At 69.5% G+C, this 23339-nt stretch carries 19 protein-coding genes; 6 read left to right on the top strand and 13 right to left on the bottom strand.

Annotated features, from left to right (window positions below; all coding sequences use genetic code 11):
* The first annotated feature begins 95 nt into the window (after positions 1-95).
* A complete protein-coding gene (locus tag AC4D12_RS06735; RefSeq protein ID WP_490949130.1) occupies positions 96-2063 on the top strand; it encodes a M13 family metallopeptidase in 1968 nt (655 codons plus the stop codon).
* 75 nt (positions 2064-2138) lie between these two features.
* Here the strand turns inward: AC4D12_RS06735 and AC4D12_RS06730 are convergent, their stop codons facing one another.
* The 5 genes from AC4D12_RS06730 to AC4D12_RS06710 all read right to left on the bottom strand — a co-directional run bounded on the left by AC4D12_RS06730 (position 2139) and on the right by AC4D12_RS06710 (position 7627).
* Positions 2139-3704 carry an LCP family protein gene (locus tag AC4D12_RS06730; RefSeq protein WP_490949129.1) on the bottom strand — a complete coding sequence of 522 codons (1566 nt, stop codon included), beginning with the start codon at positions 3702-3704 and terminating at the stop codon, positions 2139-2141.
* A 198-nt stretch (positions 3705-3902) separates the two neighbouring features.
* A complete protein-coding gene (gene era, locus AC4D12_RS06725) occupies positions 3903-4832 on the bottom strand; it encodes a GTPase Era (protein ID WP_490949128.1) in 930 nt (309 codons plus the stop codon).
* Entirely contained in the window at positions 4819-6129 is a 1311-nt protein-coding gene (locus tag AC4D12_RS06720; protein WP_490949127.1) for a hemolysin family protein, read from the bottom strand. Before AC4D12_RS06720 ends, era begins: the two co-directional genes overlap by 14 nt.
* On the bottom strand, positions 6126-6599 hold the full coding sequence (gene ybeY, locus AC4D12_RS06715) for an rRNA maturation RNase YbeY (RefSeq protein WP_490949126.1): 474 nt from the start codon (positions 6597-6599) through the stop codon (positions 6126-6128). Before ybeY ends, AC4D12_RS06720 begins: the two co-directional genes overlap by 4 nt.
* Positions 6596-7627: a PhoH family protein gene (locus AC4D12_RS06710; protein WP_490949125.1), complete on the bottom strand. Its 1032-nt coding sequence runs from the start codon at positions 7625-7627 to the stop codon at positions 6596-6598. The genes ybeY and AC4D12_RS06710 overlap by 4 nt, the downstream gene beginning before the upstream one ends.
* 415 nt (positions 7628-8042) lie before the next feature.
* On the opposite strand from AC4D12_RS06710, the gene AC4D12_RS06705 reads away from it, so the two are divergent.
* Positions 8043-9065, top strand: coding sequence for a GerMN domain-containing protein (locus AC4D12_RS06705; RefSeq protein ID WP_490949124.1), 1023 nt, complete (start codon positions 8043-8045; stop codon positions 9063-9065).
* 4 nt (positions 9066-9069) lie between these two features.
* On the opposite strand, the gene AC4D12_RS06700 is transcribed toward AC4D12_RS06705, so the two are convergent.
* From AC4D12_RS06700 to hrcA, 3 genes are all read right to left on the bottom strand, one after another.
* Complete coding sequence (locus tag AC4D12_RS06700) at positions 9070-9837, bottom strand: 16S rRNA (uracil(1498)-N(3))-methyltransferase (protein ID WP_490949123.1); 768 nt, start codon at positions 9835-9837, stop codon at positions 9070-9072.
* Positions 9838-9839: 2 nt separating this feature from the next.
* Positions 9840-10970, bottom strand: coding sequence for a molecular chaperone DnaJ (dnaJ, locus tag AC4D12_RS06695; RefSeq protein WP_490949122.1), 1131 nt, complete (start codon positions 10968-10970; stop codon positions 9840-9842).
* A gap of 97 nt (positions 10971-11067) precedes the next feature.
* Positions 11068-12087 carry a heat-inducible transcriptional repressor HrcA gene (hrcA, locus tag AC4D12_RS06690; protein WP_490949121.1) on the bottom strand — a complete coding sequence of 340 codons (1020 nt, stop codon included), beginning with the start codon at positions 12085-12087 and terminating at the stop codon, positions 11068-11070.
* Positions 12088-12267: 180 nt separating this feature from the next.
* Between hrcA and AC4D12_RS06685 the strand changes: the two genes are divergently transcribed.
* Together AC4D12_RS06685 and AC4D12_RS06680 are read left to right on the top strand one after the other, a co-directional pair.
* A complete protein-coding gene (locus tag AC4D12_RS06685; RefSeq protein WP_490949120.1) occupies positions 12268-13119 on the top strand; it encodes a DUF3097 family protein in 852 nt (283 codons plus the stop codon).
* A 68-nt stretch (positions 13120-13187) separates the two neighbouring features.
* Complete coding sequence (locus AC4D12_RS06680) at positions 13188-13604, top strand: DUF4870 domain-containing protein (RefSeq protein ID WP_490949119.1); 417 nt, start codon at positions 13188-13190, stop codon at positions 13602-13604.
* 58 nt (positions 13605-13662) lie between these two features.
* Here AC4D12_RS06680 and hemW read toward each other — a convergent pair whose 3' ends face one another.
* Entirely contained in the window at positions 13663-14892 is a 1230-nt protein-coding gene (gene hemW / locus AC4D12_RS06675) for a radical SAM family heme chaperone HemW (protein ID WP_490949118.1), read from the bottom strand.
* 17 nt (positions 14893-14909) lie between these two features.
* A complete protein-coding gene (gene lepA, locus AC4D12_RS06670) occupies positions 14910-16763 on the bottom strand; it encodes a translation elongation factor 4 (protein WP_490949117.1) in 1854 nt (617 codons plus the stop codon).
* A gap of 139 nt (positions 16764-16902) precedes the next feature.
* Here lepA and AC4D12_RS06665 point away from each other — a divergent pair, with 139 nt between their 5' ends.
* Both AC4D12_RS06665 and rpsT read left to right on the top strand, forming a co-directional pair.
* On the top strand, positions 16903-17505 hold the full coding sequence (locus tag AC4D12_RS06665; RefSeq protein WP_490949116.1) for a type II toxin-antitoxin system PemK/MazF family toxin: 603 nt from the start codon (positions 16903-16905) through the stop codon (positions 17503-17505).
* Between the two features lie 257 nt (positions 17506-17762).
* The gene (gene rpsT, locus AC4D12_RS06660) at positions 17763-18023 is read left to right on the top strand and encodes a 30S ribosomal protein S20 (RefSeq protein WP_490949115.1); all 261 of its coding nucleotides are present in this window, start codon (positions 17763-17765) and stop codon (positions 18021-18023) included.
* A gap of 112 nt (positions 18024-18135) precedes the next feature.
* On the opposite strand, the gene holA is transcribed toward rpsT, so the two are convergent.
* The 3 genes from holA to AC4D12_RS06645 form a co-directional block, all read right to left on the bottom strand.
* Complete coding sequence (gene holA, locus AC4D12_RS06655) at positions 18136-19149, bottom strand: DNA polymerase III subunit delta (RefSeq protein WP_490949114.1); 1014 nt, start codon at positions 19147-19149, stop codon at positions 18136-18138.
* Positions 19150-19232: 83 nt separating this feature from the next.
* Entirely contained in the window at positions 19233-22115 is a 2883-nt protein-coding gene (locus tag AC4D12_RS06650) for a ComEC/Rec2 family competence protein (protein WP_490949113.1), read from the bottom strand.
* Positions 22115-23299 carry a ComEA family DNA-binding protein gene (locus AC4D12_RS06645; protein WP_490949112.1) on the bottom strand — a complete coding sequence of 395 codons (1185 nt, stop codon included), beginning with the start codon at positions 23297-23299 and terminating at the stop codon, positions 22115-22117. Before AC4D12_RS06645 ends, AC4D12_RS06650 begins: the two co-directional genes overlap by 1 nt.
* Positions 23300-23339 lie beyond the last annotated feature (40 nt).

Raw genomic sequence — 23339 nt, 5'->3', positions numbered from 1 at the left:
GCACGTTGTCACCCTAACACGGCACATAGGATGGCTTCCGGGCAGGCGGAACGGGCCACAGACCGCTCCGCGCCGCGACAGAACAGGAACCGACGATGACGATCAGTACCTTCGACCCGGCCGCGCTCGACGCGACGATCAGGCCCCAGGACGACCTCTTCCGGCACGCCAACGGGCTGTGGCTGAAAGACGCGGTCATTCCGGACGATCGCCCGCTCGCGGGCTCCTTCACGGCTCTGCGCGACGCCTCCGAACTCGCCGTCCGTACCCTGATCGAAGAAGCGGCCTCGCGCGTCGCGGACGGCTCGGCGGATGACCTCGATGCGAAGATCGGCACCCTCTACGCGGACTTCATGGACGTCGAGCGCATCGAGTCCCAGGGCTCGGCCCCGGTCCGCGCGGTCCTCGCCCGGGTGGCCGCGGCGTCCACGATCGGGGACCTCCTCGAGCTCAGCGGGGAGCTCGCGCGCTCCGGCGTCCAGAGCGTCGTCGCGCCCTATGTGAGCAACGACGCCGGGAACCCCGACCGGTACGTGCTGCACCTGTACCAGTCCGGGTTGGGGCTGCCGGACGAGTCGTACTACCGGGAAGAGCAGTCGGCGGAGACGCGCGAGGAGTACCGGGGCCTCCTGACGACCCTCTTCGCCCTGATCACGGGTGACACCGACGTCGATCCGGCGGTTGCCGCCGAGCGCGTCCTGGCGCTCGAGACCCGACTTGCGGCGTCCTCGATGGGTTCCGTCGAACGCCGCGACCCGCAGAAGACCTACAACCTCCTGCGCCACGACCACGTCCTCGGACTGTCACCGCACCTCGCGGGCTGGCTCCGCGTGGTGACGGACTCCGCCGAGCAGTCCGCCGAGGTGGTGGTCTGCCAGCCGGATTTCGTGCGAGCCCTCGACGCCGCACTGCGTGAGGAGAGCCTCGACGTCTGGCGGGAGTGGCTGGTGAGCCGCGTGCTGCTCCACGCCGCCGACTTCCTCGACGAGCGCTTCGTCGACGCAACCTTCGCCTTCTACGGGACCCACCTGGCAGGGACGCCGCGCCTCAAGGACCGCTGGAAGCGCGGTGTGGCGCTCGTCGAGGGCGCCGTCGGTGAGGCGATCGGTCAGCGCTACGTCGCGCGTCACTTCCCACCCACCCACAAGGCCGCGATGCTCGGACTCGTCGAGAACCTGATCGCCGCGTACGAAGCGAGCATCCGGGACCTCGCGTGGATGACGGAGGACACCCGCACGAGGGCGTTGGAGAAGCTGTCCCGGTTCACGACGAAGATCGGCTACCCCGACGAGTGGATCGACTACGGCCCGCTCGAGATCCGGGCGCAGGATCTGTACGGCAACGCGCTGCGAGCCGGCGATTTCGAGCACGGCCGGCAGCTCGGCAAGCTCGGCGGACCGATCGACCGCGGTGCCTGGCTGATGACGCCGCAGACCGTGAATGCCTACTACATGCCCACCATGAACGAGATCGTCTTCCCGGCCGCGATCCTCCAGCCGCCCTTCTTCGACATCGAGGCGGACGACGCCGTGAACTACGGTGCGATCGGTGCCGTGATCGGTCACGAGATCGGGCACGGCTTCGACGACAAGGGCTCCCAGTTCGACGGGACGGGACGCCTCCACAACTGGTGGGGCGAGGCGGACCGCGAAGCGTTCGACGCGCTGACCGGGCGCCTGGTGGCCCAGTACGCGGCTCTCGAGCCGTCGGAAGTGCCCGGGCGGCAGGTGAACGGTGAGCTCACCCTCGGGGAGAACATCGGTGACCTCGGCGGCCTCGGGATCAGCTACCGCGCCTATCTGCTGAGTCTCGGCGACGCCGGGATGCCGGTGATCGACGGCCTCACGGGGACACAGCGCTTCCTGCTGTCCTGGGCCACGTGCTGGCAGCAGAAGATCCGGCCGGAGGAGGCGAAGCGACGCCTGACCGTCGATCCGCACTCTCCCAACGAGTTCCGCTGCAACCAGGTGGTGCGGAACCTCGACGAGTTCCACGAGGCCTTCGGGGTCGGTGCGGGTGACCGCCTGTGGCTCGAGCCGGAGGACCGCGTGCGCATCTGGTGACCGGAACAGGGGCGCGGAGCCGTCAGGCTCCGCGCCCCTGGCTCAGGTACTCCCATGCGGGGTCGGGCCGAGCTGTCAGAGTCCGGACGAGGCCTGGCAGGTGACCTGTTCTGCGGTCTGCCCCTGGAGGTCACTACCCAGCGGCGGCACGACGACCTTCGGGCCGGAGGCGAAGTCCGCACCGACGAGGAGCTCCAGGCCGACGGCGGTCGGGTCCGGGCCCACCTGGCTCGCGGGCACACCGAGGAGCGCCGCCAACTGTGCTGCCGCGGCCTCGTATCCCTCGCCGTAGAAGATCTGCGAGGTCTCGGCGGGTGCCGTCTCCACCGGCGTCGCCTGCGCGTACCCGGCATTGGCGAGCAGCTGCCGCACCTCGTCCGCCCGCGTCAGGTCGGCCGTCCCGTTCACGATGATCACCGGAACGGAGGCCGGGGCAGGCGCAGGAGCTTCGGTGGCGGTCGGGGCAGGCGCCGACGCGTCGCTCGGCTCGGGCTGCGGCTCCTCCGGCTGCGGCTCCTCGGTCAGCCCGCGGTCCTCCCGCAGGGCGTCGAACAGCGGCGCAGCGGCGTCCTCGTCGAGCACCAACCGGTTGGGGTCCTCGATGTAGGGCTCGGTCGGAACGGTCACGAAAGCGACCTTGCCCAGATCGACGTTCTTGAGGCGGTCGGCGATCTTGAGGAGTTCCGCCGGCTGGGAGAGGTCCTCGTCGACGGTGAGGTTGCGGGTGATGACGTCCGCGATGGAATACAGCTTCGGCAGGTTCGTCAGCGTCCCCTCCCCCCTGACCTTACGGGCCAGGGACGCGAGGAACGACTGCTGCGCCGCGATGCGCCCGGCGTCACCGCCGTCACCGAAGCTGTGCCGGGTACGCAGGAAGGCCAGAGCCTGATCCCCCTCGACCTCGCTGGTGCCGGCGGGGAGCTGGAGGCCGGAGTACTCGTCGTCGACCGGAGCCTGCACGCAGACCTCGACACCTCCGACGGCCGCGGAGAGTTCGCTGACGGCGACGAAGCCCGCCATCATGAAGTGATCGATCGACAGGCCTGTGAGGTTGTTGATCGCAGCGACCGTGCAGCCCGGGCCACCACTGTTCAGCGATCCGTTGAGCTGGCCCAGGTCCATGGCCGCGGACGGCTCACCACCCTCGGGGTCGATACAGCTCGGGAGCGGCGTGAGGAGATCGCGCGGGAAGGACACGACCGTGACGTTCTCGCGGTCCGCCGACAGTGTCAGGAGCATCATGACATCCGCGTTGCCTTCCCCGGACGACTCGCTCTCGTCGCCGAAGAACGCTCCGGAATTACCGGTGCGCGTGTCCGAGCCGATGATGAGGATCTGCAACGGATCGGTGCTCGAATCCACCGGCAGGGCGGACTCCTGGTTCTCGGCGAGGTTCAGCGGGAGCGTCTCCACGTTCGACTGCAGCCTGAAGACCTGGACGGCGACGAAGACGACGGAAGCCATGAGCACCGAGGCCAGCAGGATCGCCGTGGCCTTGAGTCCGCGGTGCGCGGAACCGCGGCCCAGATGGCGACCGCCGGGCCCGGCGTCGGCGGTGAGCCGGACGGGAACCCCACCCTCGGCGACTCCCCGAGGGAGGTCGTCGGCGCCGTCGACGCCGGAGGGTGATCGGCGGTTCATGCGTGGCTCCTTCGGATCGGTGGGTGCACTGTGGGGACTGCTGCCCCCGGCGTCGACCGGAGGCCCGCACTCCTCGATACGTCGTCGGACGATGAGCGCCGTGCGCCACGGACGATTCTGTCGGGTGCTCGGCACAGTATGGCAGGGCTCCAGGCCCGTACCCGCATCACAACGAGCGAGGCGCGCGAGGAGTGCCCGTCAGAATCCGAGCTTCACGAGCTGCTTGGGGTCCCGCTGCCAGTCCTTGGCCACCTTGACGTGGAGGTCGAGGTAGACACGGGTGCCCAGGAGCGCTTCGATCCCACGCCGCGCCGTCGTGCCGACCTCACGGAGTCTCGCGCCACCCTTGCCGATGATGATCGCCTTCTGCGACGGCCTCTCGACGTACAGGTTCACGTGGACATCGAGCATCGGATTGTCCTCGCTGCGTCCCTCGCGGGGGATCATCTCCTCGACCACGACGGCGAGGGAATGCGGTAGCTCGTCCCGGACACCCTCGAGGGCGGCCTCACGGACCAGTTCGGCCACCATGACCGCCTCCGGCTCGTCCGTGAGTTCCCCGCCGGGGTACAGCACCGGCGAGACGGGCATGTGCTCGCTGAAGACCTGGGCAACGGTGTCCACCTGGAAGCCGTCCGCGGCGGACACGGGCACGATGTCCGCCCAGCCGTCCGCTCCGGCAACCTCCGTACCGAGCTTCGCGACCGCGAGCAGTTGCTCCGTGAGGGCCTGTCGGTCGACGAGGTCCGTCTTGGTCACGACCGCGATCAGCGGCTTGCGTCGCAGCCGGGCGAGCTGCTCCGCGATGAAGCGGTCACCCGGTCCGATCTTCTCGTTCGCGGGCAGGCAGAACCCCACGGCGTCGACCTCGGCGAGGGTGTCGGCCACGAGATCGTTCAGTCGCTGACCGAGCAGGGTGCGGGGACGGTGCAGGCCCGGGGTGTCGACGAGGACGATCTGCGCGTCCTCGCGGTTCACGATGCCACGAATGGTGTGCCGCGTGGTCTGCGGCTTCGCCGACGTGATGGCGACCTTCTGACCCACCAGGGCATTCGTGAGGGTCGATTTGCCGGCGTTGGGCCGCCCGACCAGCGAGACGAACCCCGCCCTGTGCTCAGTGTCGCTCATGATCAGCCTCTACCGTCTCTCGTCCGTTGTGCTCTCTGTCGCCGACCGGCCTGCGGTAGGCGATCACGTGCGAGACCCTGTTCCGGCGGCCCTCCACACGTTCGGCCCGCAGACCGATACCGTCCAGTGTGACCTCCGAGCCGACGATCGGCACCCTGCCGAGCGCCTTCGCGAGCAGGCCGCCCACGGTGTCGACCTCCTCGTCCTCGAGGTCGACGCCGAAGAGCTCCCCGAGATCGTCGATCCCCATGCGCGCGCTGACACGGAACTCGCCGTCGTCGAGCCGCTCCTGCTCCGGCACCTCGGAGTCGTACTCGTCCACGATCTCGCCGACGATCTCCTCGATGAGGTCCTCGAGCGTGACGAGGCCGGCGGTTCCGCCGTACTCGTCGATGACGATCGCGACGTGGGTGGACTCGCGCTGCAGTTCCCTCAGCAGATCGCCGACCGGCTTGGACTCCGGTACGTAGCGTGCGGGCCGGCATTCGTGGTCGACGAGCCGCGAGAGGTTCGACGCCGGACGGCCGTGCAGGTTCGCGACGACGTCCTTCAGGTACAGCAGCCCCCGGATGTCGTCCGAGCTCTCCCCGATCACCGGGATGCGCGAATACCCGGACCGCAGGAACAGCGACATCGCCTGGCTGAGTGTCGAGCCCGTCTCGATGGTCACCATGTCGGTGCGCGGGACCATCACGGACCGCACCTTGGTGTCGCCGAGCTCGAAGACCGAGTGGATCAGCTCGGCCTCGTTGTCCTCGATCATCTCTGCATCGGAGGCCCGCGACAGGAGCTCCCTGAACTCCTCCTGCGTGAAGAACGCGGCCTCGTCGCGGTTCGCGCCGGGGGTGATGGCGCTGCCGATCCGCACGAGCCACCGCGGGAAGGGTCCGAGGATCGAGCAGAGGAGCGCGACGAAACCCGCGGTGAGGCGGACGACTGCGGGGGCGTGGGTCCGCCCGAGCTGGCGCGGCGACACCCCGACGATCACGAAGCCGATCGCGGCCATGACCGCGGTGGCGAGCAGCCCGGCCCACCAGATGTTGTCGAGGAGATCGTGGAAGAGGATGGCGACCGCGACGGCGCCGGCCATCTCGAACCAGACCCGCCAGAAGCGGAGGGCGTGCATGTGGGAGACGGGCGCGTCGAGGATGCGCCGGAGCGGCCGTGCCTTCGGGCCCTGCAGCAGAGCCTCGCCCTCCTGACGCGGAAGGTAGCTGAAGGCGGCCTCCGCGGCGGTGACGAGAGCGGCGGTCAACGCGAAGAGCAGCCCCATGAGGGCGAGGACGAGACTGGTCAAGCGCGCGTCTCGCGGGGGGCTTCGTCACCCAGGAAGCCCGAGAGGAGCTGCCTCTGCAGGCCGAACATCTCCTTCTCCTCCTCGGGCTCCGCGTGGTCGTACCCGAGGAGGTGCAGCACACCGTGAGTCGTCAGGAGCAGGAGTTCGTCGTGCGTGCCATGACCTGCCGCCGCCGCCTGCGTGGCCGCGACCTCAGGGCAGAGCACGATGTCCCCGAGGAGCCCGGCCGGGGTGACCCGACCCGGAGCGCCGGGCCTCAGCTCGTCCATCGGGAAGGACAGGACGTCCGTGGGCCCGGGCTCGTCCATCCACTCGACGTGCAGCTTCTCCATCGCGGCGGTATCCACGAGGATGATGGACAGTTCGGCCTCGGGGTGCACGAACAGCGACTCGAAGAGATAGGAGGCCAGGCGGACGAACGACTCCTCGTCGACCTCGTGCCCCGACTCGTTGTTGACCTCGACGCTCATCGTGATACCGAGGGGCGGCCGGAGCGAGGGGCGGTCCGCTGCTCCTCGTCCCATGCGCTGTAGGCGCTCACGATGTCACCGACCAGGCGGTGCCGCACGACGTCGGAGGCGTCCAGACCGCTGAAGTAGACGTCGTCGACGTCCTGGAGGATCTCGCTGACCACCCGCAGACCGGAACTCGTCCCGTTGGGGAGGTCCACCTGCGTCACGTCTCCTGTCACGACCATCTTCGACCCGAACCCCAGGCGCGTGAGGAACATCTTCATCTGCTCCGGAGTGGTGTTCTGGGCCTCGTCGAGGATGATGAACGCGTCGTTGAGCGTCCGCCCGCGCATGTAGGCGAGCGGAGCGACCTCGATGGTGCCCGCGGCCATCAGGCGAGGGATCGAATCGGGGTCCATCATGTCGTGGAGGGCGTCGTAGAGCGGTCGCAGATACGGATCGATCTTGTCGTTGAGGGTGCCTGGCAGGAATCCGAGACGCTCCCCCGCCTCGACCGCGGGGCGCGTCAGGATGATCCGGTTGACTTCCTTCTGCTGCAGCGCCTGAACCGCCTTCGCCATGGCGAGGTAGGTCTTACCCGTTCCGGCGGGGCCGATGCCGAACACGATCGTGTTGCGGTCGATCGCGTCGACGTACGTGCTCTGGTTCAGCGTCTTGGGGCGGATGGTCTTGCCCCGGGAGGTCAGGATGTTGACGGAGAGCACCTCGGAGGGACGGGTGGAGCTCTGGGTCCGCAGCATCATGACCAGCTGCTCGAGGACCTGCGGCGACACCGTGGCATTGTTGCTGGCCATGGTCTGGATCTCACCGATCAGCCGTTCGGTCCTGAGAACGTCCGCCGAGGGGCCGGTGATGGTGAGTTCGTTGCCCCTGGCCTGCAAGCCCACTCCCGGGAAGGAGTCCTCGATCAGCCGGAGCGCCTCGTCGTTGGAGCCGAGGGCCTGGACCATCTGCTGCGTCGAGTCGAACACGAACGTCCTGGTGTCCAGCCCAGCCGCGTTGATACCTGTTGTGGATTCGCTCATAGATCGGCCGTCAGGCCTTCGATCGCCCCTCGTGCGAGTAGTTGACTCCTGCCCGGTTAATGCTACGGCATCCCTCCCGCGCGCGGCGTGGGCGATCATCCTGCGGTATGGCCGTTCGACTGCTTCGTATCGATCGTGTTTCAGTCCACCGAAGGAGGACGGATCCGTGGCGAACACGTGTGCGCCCTGTGTCAAGCTGAACCGGATGCACCGGCCGACGCTCGACGCACCGCCGCGTTCGCATCGCCCACGCTCGTGCCTCCGGAAGATCCCGGACGGTCACGGGTGCCTCCCGGCGCCCGGAGCAGGCGAATGTCGAGCACGTCGGATCCCGTCCGAACAGGTCAGCATCCTGAACGACCGATGACAGTGGGAACCGCGCCCTCACGGGCTCCGATGAGAAAGGGGGTACCGCATGAGCGAGCAGGACCCCCTCAAGCGGAGCCGCCTCGGTCTCCGCGGCGTCCTGCTGGTGTCGGGGGGCGTCCTCGTGGCGAGCAGCGTGTTCCTCCTGCCCAACCTCGGGCCGATGCAGCGCCCGGCGTCCACCACGAGCCTCTCGATGCCGCCGTCGACGCCGGGAGCACAGATGACCGCGCCCGGCGGCACGGGTTCCGAGAGCGCCGCTGGAAGCGGCGGAGCGGCGGCGTCCGCCGCGACGGTACCGGCGCTCCTGCCGGTCTACTGGGTGGGCGACGTGGACGGCGGCGAGCGGCTCTTCCGCGAGTTCCACCAGAACCCGGACCCGACCTCGGCAGATCCGATCTCCGATTCGATCCGCCTCATGACCGCTGATGAGCCACTCGACCCGGACTACCGCACACCGTGGCGCGAGGCGACCAGCATCAGCTCGTCCATCAGTACCCGGAACGTGATCACGGTCGACATCTCCTCCGACGCCTTCGGGGAGACGCTGCCCGAGGACCGCGCACGCATGGCTGTCCAACAACTCGTCTACACCGCCACCGCGGCCGCCGCGAACGCCGGCCTCATCGAAGGAGGTGAGTCCAGCTCAGTCGTCGTCCTCGTGGACGGCGCGATCGGCTACCGGGCCTTCGACGCCGTGGACCTCGACGGCGAGTGGACCCGCGACACCGCCCTGCTCGCGCCCGTCTGGATCATCGACCCGCAGCAGGACGTCGAGTCCGAAGGGCAGGTCACCGTCCAGGGCACCGCACCGACGGACGATGACGCGGTCCGCTGGCGCATCGACCGACTGGACGAGGGCGCCATCGACGGGGGGTCCGACGGGAGCTCGCTGTTCCGTGACGGGACCGCGGAGATCGAGCGCGGGCAGGCCACCGGCTCCTATTCGTTCGTCGAGACGCTTCCGCCGGGCCGGTACACGATCACGGTGTCAGTTCCGGAGTCGGAGTCGGCGCAGGACGGCGACGGCGACGGCACTGCGGAGGACACGAAGACCGTCGTCGTCCGCTGACGCGTCACCAGCGGGACAGCAGGTGGTTCAGCAGGACGAGCGCGGCAGGACCGGCGGACGAGGACCTGAGCACGTGCGGGCCGAGCCGGGCGGTGTGCGCGCCGACGGCCTGGAGTGTGCGGATCTCGGCGTCGCTGATGCCACCCTCCGGACCGACCAGCAGTGCGGTCGTCGACGGTGGGCCGAGGTCGCCGGCGCTCTCGAGGCGGCCGACGTACTGGGCCAGGGACTCCTCGGCGTCCTCGTGCAGGACGACGACGCGATCGACCGAGCCCGCCCAGGACGCAAGACGCCCCGTGTCCATCACCGGCAGCACCTCGGGCATGAAGGACCTCCGGGACTGCTTCGACGCTGCGCCGACCAGCGACACCCACTTCTGGCGCCCCCGCTCCACCTTGTCGCCCCGCCAGCGGACGATGCTGCGCTCGGCGTGCCAGGGGACGACGCCGTCGACCCCCAGTTCCGTCGCGGCCTCGACCGCCTGCTCGTCACGCCCGCCCTTGACGAGGGCCTGGACGAGGACCAGCCGGTGATGCGGGGGCGCCTCCTGCCCGGCGTGCTCCACCCGCAGTTCCACGGTGCCCGTCCCGACAGCCGTGATCACACCCGTGATCCGGTGTCCGAGGCCGTCGGTGACGTCGATCCGCTCCCCCGCCGTCAGTCGGCGGACGGTCGAGGCATGCCGGCCCTCGTCGCCGCCGAGGACGAACGGGTCGCCGGGCCGAGCGGCCCGCACGGAGTCCTCGGGGCCGAAGAAGAGGGGCCGCGTCACGGTCAGCGGTTCCCGAGCCGCTCCCGGAGGCGGGCGAAGACACCGGAGCCGCTGCTCGCGAGCTGGCCGTCGGTGTACTGCTCGTTGCGCAGCTCCGCGAGCCGGCGCAGGAGCTCCTCCTGCTGGGGATCGACATTGCGCGGTGTCTCGACGTTCAGGTGGACCCGCAGGTCTCCCCTGCCCTGATTTCTCAGGTGGGTGACGCCGAGACCGCGGAGCGTGAGGATCTCGCCGGACTGCGTGCCCGGCTTGATGCTCAGCTCCTGGTCGCCGTCGAAGGTGTCGAGGTGCACGCTGGTGCCGAGGGCCGCAGCCGTCATGGGCACGCTCAGCGTGACGTGGAGGTCGTCGCCGTCGCGCAGGAAGGTGGAATCCGTGTTGACCCGGATCTCGACGTAGAGATCGCCCTGGGGACCACCGGCGATCCCCGCCTCGCCCTGGCCGGACAGCTGGATCCTCGTCCCGGTTCCCACACCCGCCGGGACCTTGATGGTGAGGGTGCGTCGGGCGCGGACCCGCCCCTCCCCGTTGCACTCGTGGCAGGGGCTCGGGATGACCGTGCCGTAGCCCTGGCAGGTGCCGCACGGCGCACTGGTCATGACCTGGCCGAGGATGGAGCGCACTGCGCGCTGCACCTGGCCCGAACCACCACAGATGTCGCAGGTGCGCGGTGACGTACCCGGCTGGCAGCAGCTGCCCTCGCAGACGTGGCACACCTCCGCGGTGTCCACCTCGATCTTCTTGTTCGTCCCGAAGACCGCGTCCTTGAGGTCGATCCGCACGTTGATGAGTGCGTCCTGCCCGCGACGAGTGCGCGACGGCGCCCCACCCTGCTGACCGCTGCCGCCGAAGAACGTCTCGAAGATGTCCTGGAAGGCGAAGCCCGAGCCGGAGTACCCGGCGCCGTACCCGGTGTCGGTGCCGTTCTCGTTGCCCGTGGTGTCGTACACCCGACGCTTCTGCGGGTCCGAGAGCACCTCGTAGGCGCGCGTCACGAGCTTGAACTCCTCGGCCGCGTCGGGGCCGTCGTTGACGTCCGGGTGGAGCTTCCGGGCGAGCTTGCGGTAGGCCTTCTTGATCTCCTCTCCCGTCGCTCCCTGCGCCACACCGAGGACCTCATAGTGATTACTCACTCCTGCACACCGCTTCCTGTCGTGAACTTCTCTTCGTAACCCCGGCCTGCGCCGGTCACTTCCCTGCCCATCGCCGCGCTCGTGTCGGCGGCCGCGCTCATCGCTCCTCCTCGAGGATCCTCGAGAGGTAGCGGGCGACGGCGCGCACCGCGGCCATCGTCGTCGGGTAGTCCATCCGGGTGGGTCCGAGGATCCCCAGTTTCGCCCCGGCGTCTGGCCCGTACCCCGTGGCGACCACCGATGCCTCGGAGAGACCGCCGTAAGGGTTCTCGCTCCCGATCCTCACCGAGATGCCCCGGGCGTCGTACTCCATCTCCGAGAGCAGCCGCAGCATGACCACCTGCTCCTCGAGTGCCTCCAGGACCGGACCGATGCTGAGCGGGAAGTCGCCCGTGGACCGGGCGAGGTTCGCCGTGCCGGCGAGGAGGATGCGGTCGTCGCGTCCCAGGCTCGCGAGCTGCTCGAGCGCCGCAACGATCGTACCCCCGTGCGGCCGGAGGGTCGCGGGGAGTTCGTTGGCGACGGTGCGCAGCTCGGCCGGCAGCGACGTCAGTTTGACGCCCGACACCGCCGACAGGACGCGCTGCTTGAGCTCCGCGAGATCCGCCTCCTGCAGTTCGACGGGCGTCCGGACGATCCGCTGCTGGACGGTCCCGTTGCTCGCGATCAGCACCACGAGCACCTGCCGCGGAGCGAGGAGGACGCACTCGATGTGGCGGACGGATGCGCCGCCCACGCGGGGGAACTGCACGACCGCCACCTGGTTGGTGAGCTGCGCGAGCAGCCGCACGGTCCTGTCCATCACGTCATCGAGATCCTCGGCGCCCTCGAGCAGGGTCTGGATGGCCTTCTTCTCCGGTGCCGAGAGCGGCTTCACCTCGGAGATGCGGTCCACGAACAGGCGGTAGCCCTTGTCCGTCGGGATCCGGCCCGAGCTGGTGTGCGGCGCGGCGATCAGGCCCTCGTCCTCGAGGACGGCCATGTCGTTGCGGATGGTCGCGGAGGAGACGCCGAGGTGATGGCGGTCCACGAGGGCCTTGGATCCCACGGGCTCACGCGAGTGCACGTAGTCCTCGACGATGGCCCGGAGTACCTCCAGGCGTCGCGGTTCACTCATACCTGTGTCACCTCCGGTTTCGAACAGCATCGACGGGCTTCTCGGGGAGGGCGGTCGGTGATTAGCACTCGACACGCCCAAGTGCCAAGTCTAGTACGTTCCCGGGCGTTGTTAGCATAGGCAGCCGGGTAGGCCGGGCAGCCTTCCCGACCGACACCGCAGGCCGAAGGGACGACGACGATGGAGTACGGCTGGGGCGCCCAGGACCTCTCGGCACCCGCGCGCACCGCCCTGCGGGACGTGCCCGTGGAGCGGGACATGGTGCTCGAGGACGTGCAGTCCGGCTTCGTGGGCGCGGTGATCCGCAGCGAGAAGTCCGGTGGCCTGCACGTCATGGTGCTCGAGGACCGTCGCGGACGCACCCGCACGTTCCGCCTCGGACACGGCTTCCTCCTCGACGGCGAACCCGTGCGCGTCGTCGCTCCCGCCGCCCGTGCCGCGGCGACCCCCACGCGGACGGCGTCGGGCTCCCTGCGGGTCGAGGGAGCGCGGGCGCGCACCGCCCGTGCCAGCCGGATCTGGGTGGAGGGCCAGCACGACGCCGAGCTGGTCGAGAAGGTCTGGGGCGACGATCTCCGGCTCGAGGGCATCGTCGTCGAACCCCTCCACGGCGTGGACGACCTCGCCGGCGCGATCCGCGAGTTCGCGCCTGGACCCCGGCGTCGGCTCGGTGTCCTCGTGGATCACCTCCTGCCGGGCACCAAGGAGGCGCGCATCGCGGACCAGGCGATGGCGGTCCCCGGTGCACGCCACCACGTGCTGATCGTGGGCCACCCCTATGTGGACGTCTGGCAGGCCGTGAAGCCGGGCGCCCTCGGACTCACCGCGTGGCCCGTGATCCCGCGTGGTCAGGACTGGAAGACGGGCATCCTCGCGGGCCTCGGCTGGCCGCACCGCGACCAGGCCGCGGTGGCGAACGGCTGGAAGAGGATCCTCGCGGGTGTCAGCAGCTATGCGGACCTCGAGCCGTCACTGCTCGGCCGGGTGGAGGAAGTCATCGACTTCCTGACCGCGCCTCCCGGCAACGCCTGAGCCCGCAACGGTGGCGCGGCACGTATTCTGGAGGTAGACGCAGGACGCACGCCAGCAAAGGACGCACGTTGTCAGACACCGCTGATCATCAGCATCACGAGCGGGGCCGCACCCGGCCGGCTTTCGAGGGAACCCCGGCGAACGCGCTTCCCCTGACGGCATCGGAGGACAGACAATTCGCCACGCTGGCGCACTTCGGCGGGATCCTCGGGTTCATCCCCTCGCTGATCATCTTCCTCATCTTCAAGGATCGTGGCCCCTTCACCGCGCAGGAGTCGAAGGAGGCGCTGAACTTCACGCTGCCCCCCACGCTCCTCGCGCTCACGGCGTGGCTGCTCTCCCTCCTGCCGGAGATCGGCGGGATCTTCGCCGTCGTCAACGCACTCATCTGGGTGACGATCACCATGTTCTCCGTCGGCGCGGGCATCCAGGTCAACCGGGGACGCCCCTACCGCTACGCCCTGAACCTGCGCTTGATCCGGTAGTCACCGCCCTGCCGGCCAGGTCGGGGTGACAGCGCTCGGCGCTGTCGATTCAGTCGGCTCAGTCCGGCAGCAGGCGACGGACCACGGCGTCGGCGAGCAGCCGGCCGCGGAAGGTCAGGACGATCCGCCCGGCGAAGGCAGCCGCCGGTTCCACCAGCCCGTCGGCGATCAGACCGGCGACGGCGCGGCGGCCCGAGGACGTCAGACCGTCGGTCGCGAGCCCCTCGCGCAGCCGAACCCGCAGCATGACGTCCTCGACGTAGCGGTCCGAATCTGCGAGGATCTCGCGCCCCGCAGCCGGTGACCTCCAGGCATCGAGTGCCTCGGCGTACGCGCGGGGGTGCTTGACGTTCCACCAGCGGGTGCCGCCGACGTGCGAGTGGGCACCCGGACCGGCACCCCACCAATCGCTCCCCCGCCAGTAGGCCAGATTGTGACGGCAGGCGTCGTCCGGCGTTCTCGCCCAGTTGCTGACCTCGTACCAGGAGAGGCCGCCGGCCGTGAGCAACTCGTCGGCGAGGGCGTACTTGTCCGCGTGGTCGTCGTCGTCGATCGGGGGTACCTGACCGCGGCGGATCCTACCCGCGAGACGTGTGCCCTCCTCGATGATGAGGGCATAGGCGGAGATGTGATCGGGACCGTAGGACAGAGCGGTGTCCACGGAGGTGCGCCAGTCGTCGAGCGACTCGCCGGGGGTGCCGTAGATCAGGTCGAGACTCACGGCGAGGCCCGCTTCCCGCGCCCACGCCACCGCCTGGGGAACGCGCTCCGGCGAGTGTGTGCGATCCAGCACGGCCAGGACGTGCGGCACGGCGGACTGCATGCCGAACGAGACGCGCGTGAAACCGGCCTCCCGCAGGGTCCGGAGGGATTCCGGACTCACGGAGTCAGGGTTCGCCTCGGTGGTGACCTCCGCGCCTGGAGCGAGACCCCACAGCTCCCGGGCCTCCCGCAGGATCGATGCGAGGTCCCCGGCGGGCAGGAGGGTGGGCGTCCCTCCACCGAAGAACACCGTGGAGAGGGGCCTCGGCGGGAGTTCCGCGTCGTCGAGCACACGCGCTCCGAGACGCAGTTCCGTCAGCACCGATCCAGCGTAGGCGTCCTGCGACGCTCCACCACCGAGTTCCGTGGCCGTGTAGGTGTTGAAGTCGCAGTACCCGCACCGGACGGCGCAGAACGGGATGTGCACGTACAGGCCGAGATCGCGGCCTGCGGCTCCCAGCGCAGCCGACGCCGGGAGGGTGCCGTCGTCGGGCGCGGGAAGACCGAGTGGCAGCGCACTAGGCACAGGTGGTCACCGGGCCCTCACTTCTTGACTTTGTCCTTCGACTCGTCGGAGGAGAGCGCAGCGATGAAGGCTTCCTGCGGCACCTCGACGCGGCCCACCATCTTCATGCGCTTCTTGCCCTCCTTCTGCTTCTCGAGGAGCTTGCGCTTGCGGGTGATGTCACCGCCGTAGCACTTGGCGAGGACGTCCTTGCGGATGGCGCGGATGCTCTCACGCGCGATGATGCGCGCACCGATCGCGGCCTGGATGGGGACCTCGAACTGCTGGCGCGGGATCAGTTCGCGCAGCTTGCCGGTCATCATGACGCCGTACGCGTAGGCCTTGTCACGGTGCGTGATCGCGCTGAAGGCGTCGACCTGGTCGCCCTGCAGGAGGATGTCCACCTTCACGAGATCCGCCACCTGATCGCCGTCGGCCTTCCAGTCCAGCGATCCGTACCCGCGCGTCTTCGACTTCAGCAGGTCGAAGAAGTCGAACACGATCTCCGCGAGGGGCAGCCGGTAGCGGATCTCGACACGGTCCTCGGACAGGTAGTCCATGCCGCCCAGCACGCCGCGACGCTGCTGGCACAGCTCCATGATGGCGCCGATGAACTCCGACGGCGCCAGGATGGTCGCGGACACCATGGGTTCGCGCACCTCGGCGATCTTGCCCACCGGGTACTCGCTCGGATTGGTGACCTTGAGGGCACGCTTGTCCTCGAGGGTGACCTCGTACTCGACGTTGGGCGCCGTGGAGATCAGGTCGAGGTTGTACTCGCGCTCGAGGCGCTCGCGCGTGATCTCGAGGTGCAGCAGGCCGAGGAAACCGACCCTGAACCCGAACCCGAGTGCTGCCGACGTCTCCGGTTCGTAGACCAGGGCGGCGTCATTTAGGGTGAACTTGTCCAGTGCGTCGCGCAGCACGGGGTAGTCCGTGCCGTCGAGGGGGTAGAGCCCGGAGAACACCATGGGCTTCGGGTCCTGGTAGCCGCCGAGCGATTCCGCGGCGGGCTTCGCGAGGTTCGTGACGGTGTCGCCGACCTTCGACTGGCGGACGTCCTTCACACCGGTGATGAGGTAGCCCACCTCGCCGACGCCGAGGCCCTTGGACGGCGTCGGCTCCGGTGAGCTGACACCGATCTCGAGCAATTCATGGCTGGCGCGCGTGGACATCATCTGGATGCGCTCACGCGGGCTGAGCTTGCCGTCCACCACGCGGACGTACGTGACGACGCCGCGGTAGGTGTCGTAGACGGAGTCGAAGATCATGGCCCGGGCGGGAGCGTCGGGATCCCCCGTCGGTGCCGGGAGGTCGCGGACGATCTTGTCCATCAGGGCCTCGACCCCGACGCCGGTCTTCCCCGAGACCTTGAGGACGTCCTCGGGGTCGCCGCCGATCAGGCTCGCGAGTTCCGCGGCGTACTTCTCGGGCTGGGCCGCCGGCAGGTCGATCTTGTTGAGCACCGGGATGATGGTGAGGTTGTTCTCCATCGCGAGATACAGGTTCGCGAGCGTCTGGGCCTCGATGCCCTGGGCGGCGTCGACGAGGAGCACCGCTCCCTCGCACGCCGCGAGCGACCGCGACACCTCGTAGGTGAAGTCGACGTGACCCGGGGTGTCGATCATGTTCAGCGCATACGCCGTGCCGTCGACCTCCCACGGCAGCCGGACGGCCTGGGACTTGATGGTGATGCCGCGCTCACGCTCGATGTCCATCCGGTCGAGGTACTGCGCCTTCATGTCACGTTGTTCCACGGCTCCCGTGAGCTGGAGCATGCGGTCCGCCAACGTTGACTTCCCGTGGTCGATGTGGGCGATGATGCAGAAGTTCCTGATGATCGCCGGATCGGTGGCGGCAGGCACCGGTGCGGTGCGGGCCATGGGTGACACGTGGCTTCCTCACTGTTTCGGGACGGGTCGTCTCGTCGGGGGCGCCGTCCGCGCCGATTCACTCCCCCTAGTCTCCCACGGGGCCGGACGACGCCGGCAATCGCCGCCCGAGCGCGGCCGGCGTCGCTAGGATCGCTGCATGGCGATCACCCTGCGCTCCCTCCTGTCCCTCGCCGGGCGCGTCGCCCGCATCGCGCGGGCCGCAAGCACCTCCGGCTCCAGCAGCCCGGCGCGCCCTGCGCGGCGGCGTACGGCCGGCACGACGGCGGGCTCCGCACCGTCGCGTTCCTCCGACCCCACGCCCTCCCGCGCGTCCGGAGCTCGGGGCACGCCCCGTTCGTCCGCCCGGGGCGTGCGCGGCATCACGCTCGCGTACGCACCGTCGCCGGACGGGCGCCCCGACCCGGGCGAGATCGTCTGGACGTGGGTGGCCTACGAGGACGATCCGACACAGGGCAAGGACCGCCCGGTGCTGCTGATCGCGCGCGACGGCGACACGCTGCTCGGACTCATGCTCACCAGCCGTGACCACTCGAACGATCAGCAGCGGGACTCGCGGTACGTCGACATCGGGACAGGGGCATGGGATCGACAGGGCCGACCGAGCGAGGTCAGGGTGGACCGGGTGATCGTGGTGGACCCTTCGTCCGTGCGACGGGAGGGTGCCGTGCTGTCCCGGAGCCGCTTCGAGCGGGTCGTGGCGGCACTGCCGGACGATCTGCTCGGCCGCGCCGGTCGCTGACGGCTCGTCGCGCTCAGGTGCCGAATTGGGTTGCGGCGGGGACGGCAGGCGGGCATCCGGACGGACGTCGCGGTCCGCAGGGTCGGGTCTGCCCGACCCGGTCCGACCCGTTGTTCTGATAAACTTGAAAGCTGTGTGTCCGCGCAGGTCTCCGGGCACTTCAGCCGATCGCCCACGGTATCCCCACGCCGCTCAGTCGTTGGTCGGCCGAACTACCCTCACGACCCAGTCCGCATAATCAGAGAAAGTTTTCATACGTGGCAAATATCAAGTCCCAGAAGAAGCGCATCCTCACCAACGAAAAGGCGAGGCAGCGTAACAACTCGGTCAAGTCCGAGCTCAAGACGGCGATCCGCGCCGTGAACACGGCCGTCGAGGGCGCTGACAAGGGCGCGGCAACGACCGCCCTGCAGAACGCCGCCCGCAAGCTGGACAAGGCCGTGAGCAAGGGTGTTCTGCACAAGAACAACGCTGCGAACCGCAAGTCGGCGATCTCCAAGAAGGTCAACGCGCTCTAGAGCGATGCGTTCGTGATCGGAGGGCCGGTTCCATGGGAACCGGCCCTTCGTCGTTCCGGGGGTCGGTACGATAGCCGGGCACGACGACCGACCCGCGTCGACGGAGGAGGGTTCAGCCGTCGCCGAGGGCGATCACCGTCACTGCCCGTTCGACGGCATAGACCGGGTCGCGGGATTCGCCCTTCACCTGGGCATCCGCCTCCGCGAGGATCTGGACGCTCCGGGCGAGTGCAGCCGAACTGAACCGCTGAGCCTCACGCCGTGCCTGATCGACCTGCCAGGGCGCCATACCGAGGTCCTTCGCCAGCTGGACCGAGGATCCTCGGACGCCGTGTACCTTGGCGACCGCACGGACCTTCATGGCCAGGGCGGCGACGATCGGGACCGGATCGGCCCCGGTGGCGAGCGCATGCCGCAGCATGGAGAGCGCCTGCGCCGTCCGGCCCGCCAACGCGGCGTCGGCCACCTTGAAGCCCGTGGCCTCGACGCGTCCGCCGTAGTACCGCTCCACCGTCTCCACGCTCACATCGCCGGCGGAATCTGCCATGAGCTGCTGACACGCTGCCGCGAGCTCCGGTAGCTGCGAGCCCACCGCCGCCACGAGCGCGCGGACCGCGTCGGGATCGATCCTCCGACGGGCGAGCCGGAACTCGGTGGTGACGAAATCAGCCTTTTCGGCGTCCTTCTTCAGGGGCTGACAGTCGACGATCGTGCTGTCAGCGGCCTTCAACGCGTCGAGGAGCTTCTTGCCGCGGTTCCCCCCCGAGTGACGTAACACCAGGACCACGTCGGGCGCCGGATCCGCAAGATAAGCGAGCGCGTCGGTCAGGAAGTCGTCGTTCATCTGCGCGAGGCCGGCTGCCTCGATGATCGTCCAGTCCCCGAACAGGGAAGGGCTCGCGTGCATCGCGAGGAGTCCGGCTTCGTAGGCTGCGGCGTCGAACCGGACGAGCTCCGCGGCCGGCTGCGCCGTGCGCACCTGCCGACGGATCGATTCGGCTGCTTTCGACGCCAGGTACTCCTCGGGCCCGGCGAGGAGGACCAACCCGGCGGGGCGGACGTCGCGCCACGAGGCCGGCTGCTGTGCTGCACTGCCGGCTCGGCCGCCTGCTGATCTGGTCGCCACGAGCGGCCCCTCCTTCGGTCATCGTCCACTGTTCCATGCGTCCAGCGCACCGCCAAGCCGGGACGGGCCGACGGCGGCCATTGTCACCCGAGCGGCCGGACCGCGAGTGCGTCACCCTCGACCCCCACCGTGAAGGAACCCAGTTCGTCCGTCCGCGCAGTTGTCACATCGGCTGCCGCGAGTGCCTCGAGGATGCTCGGATGAGGGTGCCCGTACTCGTTGTCCCGACCCACGGAGATGACCGCGAGCGCGGGCCGTACCACCCCGATCATCGCGTCTCCCCCGTTTCGTGCGCCGTGGTGCGCGATCTTGAGGATGTCGACCCCGCCGGACAGGTGCGGGACGGCGGACAGTACTTGCGCCGCGGCGTCCTCCTCGAGGTCACCGGTCAGCAGCAGGGTGATGGGTCGGGGCTCTGCGGGCAGGACGACCTCCAGCACGGCGCTCGCATTGTTCTCCTCCCCTGGTGGTGCAGAAGGTGAGGCCCACAGGACGTCGACCTGGAGCGGTGGAAGGTCGAGCACCGTCCCGAGGGTCAGCTGCTGCGGGTCCACGCCGGCGTCTGCCGCCGCGTCGGTCACGGCCGCCGGGAGACCTGCCTCTCCCGTGGAGTAGTACAAGGCACTCACGTCCCGGCCCTCGACTGCGCCCGCCACTCCCCCGTAGTGGTCGTCGTGGAGGTGCGTGATGAGGAGTGCATCGATCACCTCCACGTGGAGCTCGTCCAGGCAGCGGTCCATCGCCGCGCTGTCCGGACCGACGTCGACCACGAGGGCGTGCCCCGGCGACGTCGCGACGACGATGCCGTCGCCCTGCCCCACATCGCACAGCGCGAGCAGCCAGGGTCGGTCCGGCGGTGGCGCCGCTCTGTGCACGAGAAGAACCGCGACGAGGAGGGCGACGATGGCCCCGGCGCCGATGATCAGGGCGCCCCGCGGCGTTGCCCAGCCCGCCCGGGGTGAGCGCCACGGCGGACGATTCCCCTGCGAGCGCGGCTGTCGCGGGCGCGTCGGCCTCGGACCTCGCTCGTGCCGTTCCGCTCCCAGCCGGGCTGCAGCCTTCGTTTGCCTGGTCCGTCCGGTCCGTCCGGTCCGTCCGGTCCGTCCGGTGCGCCCGGTGCGCCCGGTGCGCCCGGTCCGTCCGGTGCGCCCGGTGCGCCCGTCGCGCCCACTCCGCTCGGAGGGCTGAGTGGACCTCCTTGGATGACGCTCCGCCGGGACGCCGAAAGGATCGTCCTCACGTCGGAGCTGGTGCTCGGATGCCGCATCCACTCCGGAGGATCGGTCAGGGGAACGGGATACCTGTGGCTGGAGCCTGTCGCGGATGCGTGCCAGCACGGGAGTGGTCGTCATCGGCGGAGCCCCCGCCATCGTCGCGTCCCGTCGGACGATGACCAGCAGCAGGGCGGCCGAGAGAAAGGCGGCGAGCACGGCTCCGGTCGGCCCGGGAGGCCACGGGACGGATGCTGCCGGTGCAGCGGCGAATGCCTCGGCCACTCCGGAGACCCAGCGCGTGCCCCATTGCGCCAGGGAGACGACCACGGGAGCCAGGACGGAGGCGAGGACGGCGGGCCAGGTGAGGACGACGACGGCGACCATCCCCAGCAGCGTGATGGCCGGGACGACGGGCGAGGCGAGCACGTTCGCGGGCAGGGAGTACAGCGGGAGTTGGGGCTGGATCAGCACGATGATGGGTGTGCAGAACAGCTGGGCAGTCAGGGGTATGGCGAGGAGTTGGGCGATGACCCGGGGCATCAGCCCACCCAACACCCGCACCACGAGTGGTCCGGCGGTGACGAGCCCGAGCGTGGCGGAGACCGACAGCATGAAGGCGAAGGAGACGGACAACCAGGGATCCACGGCGAGCAGCACGATGATGGACAGCAGCAGGAGCGTCAGTGATACCCGCCCCCTGCCCGACAGGACTGCGGCGACGCCGATGGCGCCCATCACCGCGGCGCGCAGCACACTCGGCTCGGGCCGGACGAGGAGCACGAAGGCCGCGAGCGCGAGCACCGCCCCGACGGAGGCGGCGACCCGCGGAACGCGGAGCAGCCGGAGGCCCAGGAAGGCGAAGGCGACGACGTAGGAGCAGTTCGCTCCGCTGACGGCCGTCAGGTGCGTCAGACCGGTGGCCTTCATGTCCTCCTCGAGGGAGGGGTCGAGCGGGATCCGGTCGCCGAGCGCCATCCCTGGCAGCAGTCCGCCGTCGCGCTCGTCCGCCAGGGAGACGTGTCGGAACCGGGTGCGCAGATCATCGGTGTAGCCGAGCCACCCGGCGGCCCGCTCGAACGACGGCGCACTCGCGGGAAGGAGGACCCCCCGCGGCTTGCCGGCCCTGTCCGGAGGTGCCACGGTCCCGAGGACCCGCACGGTGTCCCCCGAGCCCGTGGTGGCCCACTGCTCATCGCCGATGACCACGACGGGCGTCCTCGAGACGAACGCATCCGATCTCAGGACCCCGCCGGTGACGTCCGCCTCCACCAGGTACCGGTCCCCGGAGCCGAAGGATCCCGGTCCGAGCGAGGACGGCTCCCCCGTGATCCTGACGATCGCGGTGAAGGGGGTCCCGTCACGTACTGCCTCGTCGACGGGACCGGCCTCGGCCCTCGCGAGGCTCCCACCGGTGGTCAGCAGGACCAGCGCAAGTGCCGCCACGGGTGGCAGTGTCAGGGACACACAGCGCGACCAGCGGTCACCTCGTCGGTGTCTGCCGAGGAAGGCGGCACAGGCGACGGTGAGGGCCATCGCGATCGCCAGGAGGGCCGCTCCCGTCACGGCCATCGCCTCGCCACGGATGGCGACGGCAGCGGTGGCCCACGCCAGGGCGGCCGCCGGCAGGAGACGGAGATCCGCCGATCGGCGGCCGAGCGAACCGAGCACGCGGATGAGGCTCCGCGGCCCCTTCTCCCGGCCCCGCGTGCTCCTCTGTCCGCGTGTGGACAGCACCACCGGCCGCGGCTCCATCACTGGGTGCTGGTGACCGGGAGCAGGCCTTCGAGGAGCGCGGGGCCTATGCCGGGAACAGCGTCGATGTCGGCTGGACGGGCGAAAGGCCCGTTGGTGTCCCGCCAGTCGATGATCCGCTGCCCCAGGACCGGCCCGACCCCCGGAAGCGATTCGATCTCCGCGAGCGTCGCCGTATTGATGTTGACCGTACCCCCGCCGTCGCCCGCTCCTTCAGCGGTTCCCGACGCCGACCCCGAGACAGAGCCCGGGACGGAGCCCGAGGACCCGGGTGTCCTGCCGCCCGGAGTCGATGGTGAGTTTCCTCCGACCTCCGGTCGGGGCGTCTCCCCGACGGCCAGGACGTGGATGTGCTCGCCGTCGACGGGAGTCCCCGCCAGATTGACACCGACGAGGTCGGCCTCGGGCAGTGCGCCGCCGACCTCGTCGAGGATGTCGACAAGACGTGTCCCCTCGGGGGCCGTGACGACGCCGGGGGTGGTGACCGCGCCTGTCACGTACACGACGACCGAACCGGTGGAGCGGGGCGCGGCGCCGCCGGATACCGACGCAGGAGCGGTGGTGCCCGGACCATCCGCGGGAGTGTCCGCCGGAGTACGCTCCGACCCGTCGGCGTCGTTCTCCTCCGTGGCGGGGGCTGCTTCGTCCGCTGATCGCTGGGTATCGGACTCCAGTTGCACGGTGACAGCGGCTGCCGACGGTTCCGAGCTGCGCACGAGGAAGAGGCCGGCGCCCACGGCCAGCGCCACCCCGAGGAACACGAGTGCCGCCGACCGCGCGACTCCCCAGCGGATGCCAGGCTGCGAGGGGCCATCGTCCTCGTCGTCGCCGGGTTCCCACGATGCGGCTCCTCGACGGAGGGCGACGGACCGGGTGGAGTGCGCCGTGGGCCCCTCCGATTCCTGGTCCTCCCACGGTTCTCGGCTCCGGACGCCCTGCCCGCGGGAGACAGCACGCGAGTGGCGGTCACCCGAGACATCGGTGACGTCATCGGTGAAATCATCGGTGAAGTCGTCTGCAGAGGCATCGTCAGCGGCATCGGCGGGGTCAACCTCCGAGCAGGGGTGGCCGGAGGTCATCCCTGCAGCGTCCCGGGCGAGCCGCTGGGTATCGGGCGCTCCACGGGCCGGAGGCTCGTCCGGCGTCCAGGAGTCGCCGGTGACCGGCCATCGGTGCTTTCCCATACCGGTCACGCTAGGAGTCCGTGCACCCCCGACGGATCGC

Source organism: Arthrobacter sp. TJ-266 (genome assembly GCF_058269115.1).
This window is presented reverse-complemented; position numbering and strand designations above follow the sequence as displayed.

What these genes read in the sequence shown, in the direction of transcription:
- AC4D12_RS06735 (WP_490949130.1), top strand. Translation starts at nt 96, where the DNA reads ATGACGATCAGTACCTTCGACCCGGCCGCGCTCGACGCGACGATCAGG.
- AC4D12_RS06730 (WP_490949129.1), bottom strand. Translation starts at nt 3,704, where the DNA reads ATGAACCGCCGATCACCCTCCGGCGTCGACGGCGCCGACGACCTCCCT.
- era (WP_490949128.1), bottom strand. Translation starts at nt 4,832, where the DNA reads ATGAGCGACACTGAGCACAGGGCGGGGTTCGTCTCGCTGGTCGGGCGG.
- ybeY (WP_490949126.1), bottom strand. Translation starts at nt 6,599, where the DNA reads ATGAGCGTCGAGGTCAACAACGAGTCGGGGCACGAGGTCGACGAGGAG.
- AC4D12_RS06710 (WP_490949125.1), bottom strand. Translation starts at nt 7,627, where the DNA reads ATGAGCGAATCCACAACAGGTATCAACGCGGCTGGGCTGGACACCAGG.
- AC4D12_RS06705 (WP_490949124.1), top strand. Translation starts at nt 8,043, where the DNA reads ATGAGCGAGCAGGACCCCCTCAAGCGGAGCCGCCTCGGTCTCCGCGGC.
- hrcA (WP_490949121.1), bottom strand. Translation starts at nt 12,087, where the DNA reads ATGAGTGAACCGCGACGCCTGGAGGTACTCCGGGCCATCGTCGAGGAC.
- AC4D12_RS06685 (WP_490949120.1), top strand. Translation starts at nt 12,268, where the DNA reads ATGGAGTACGGCTGGGGCGCCCAGGACCTCTCGGCACCCGCGCGCACC.
- AC4D12_RS06665 (WP_490949116.1), top strand. Translation starts at nt 16,903, where the DNA reads ATGGCGATCACCCTGCGCTCCCTCCTGTCCCTCGCCGGGCGCGTCGCC.
- AC4D12_RS06650 (WP_490949113.1), bottom strand. Translation starts at nt 22,115, where the DNA reads ATGGAGCCGCGGCCGGTGGTGCTGTCCACACGCGGACAGAGGAGCACG.
- AC4D12_RS06645 (WP_490949112.1), bottom strand. Translation starts at nt 23,299, where the DNA reads ATGGGAAAGCACCGATGGCCGGTCACCGGCGACTCCTGGACGCCGGAC.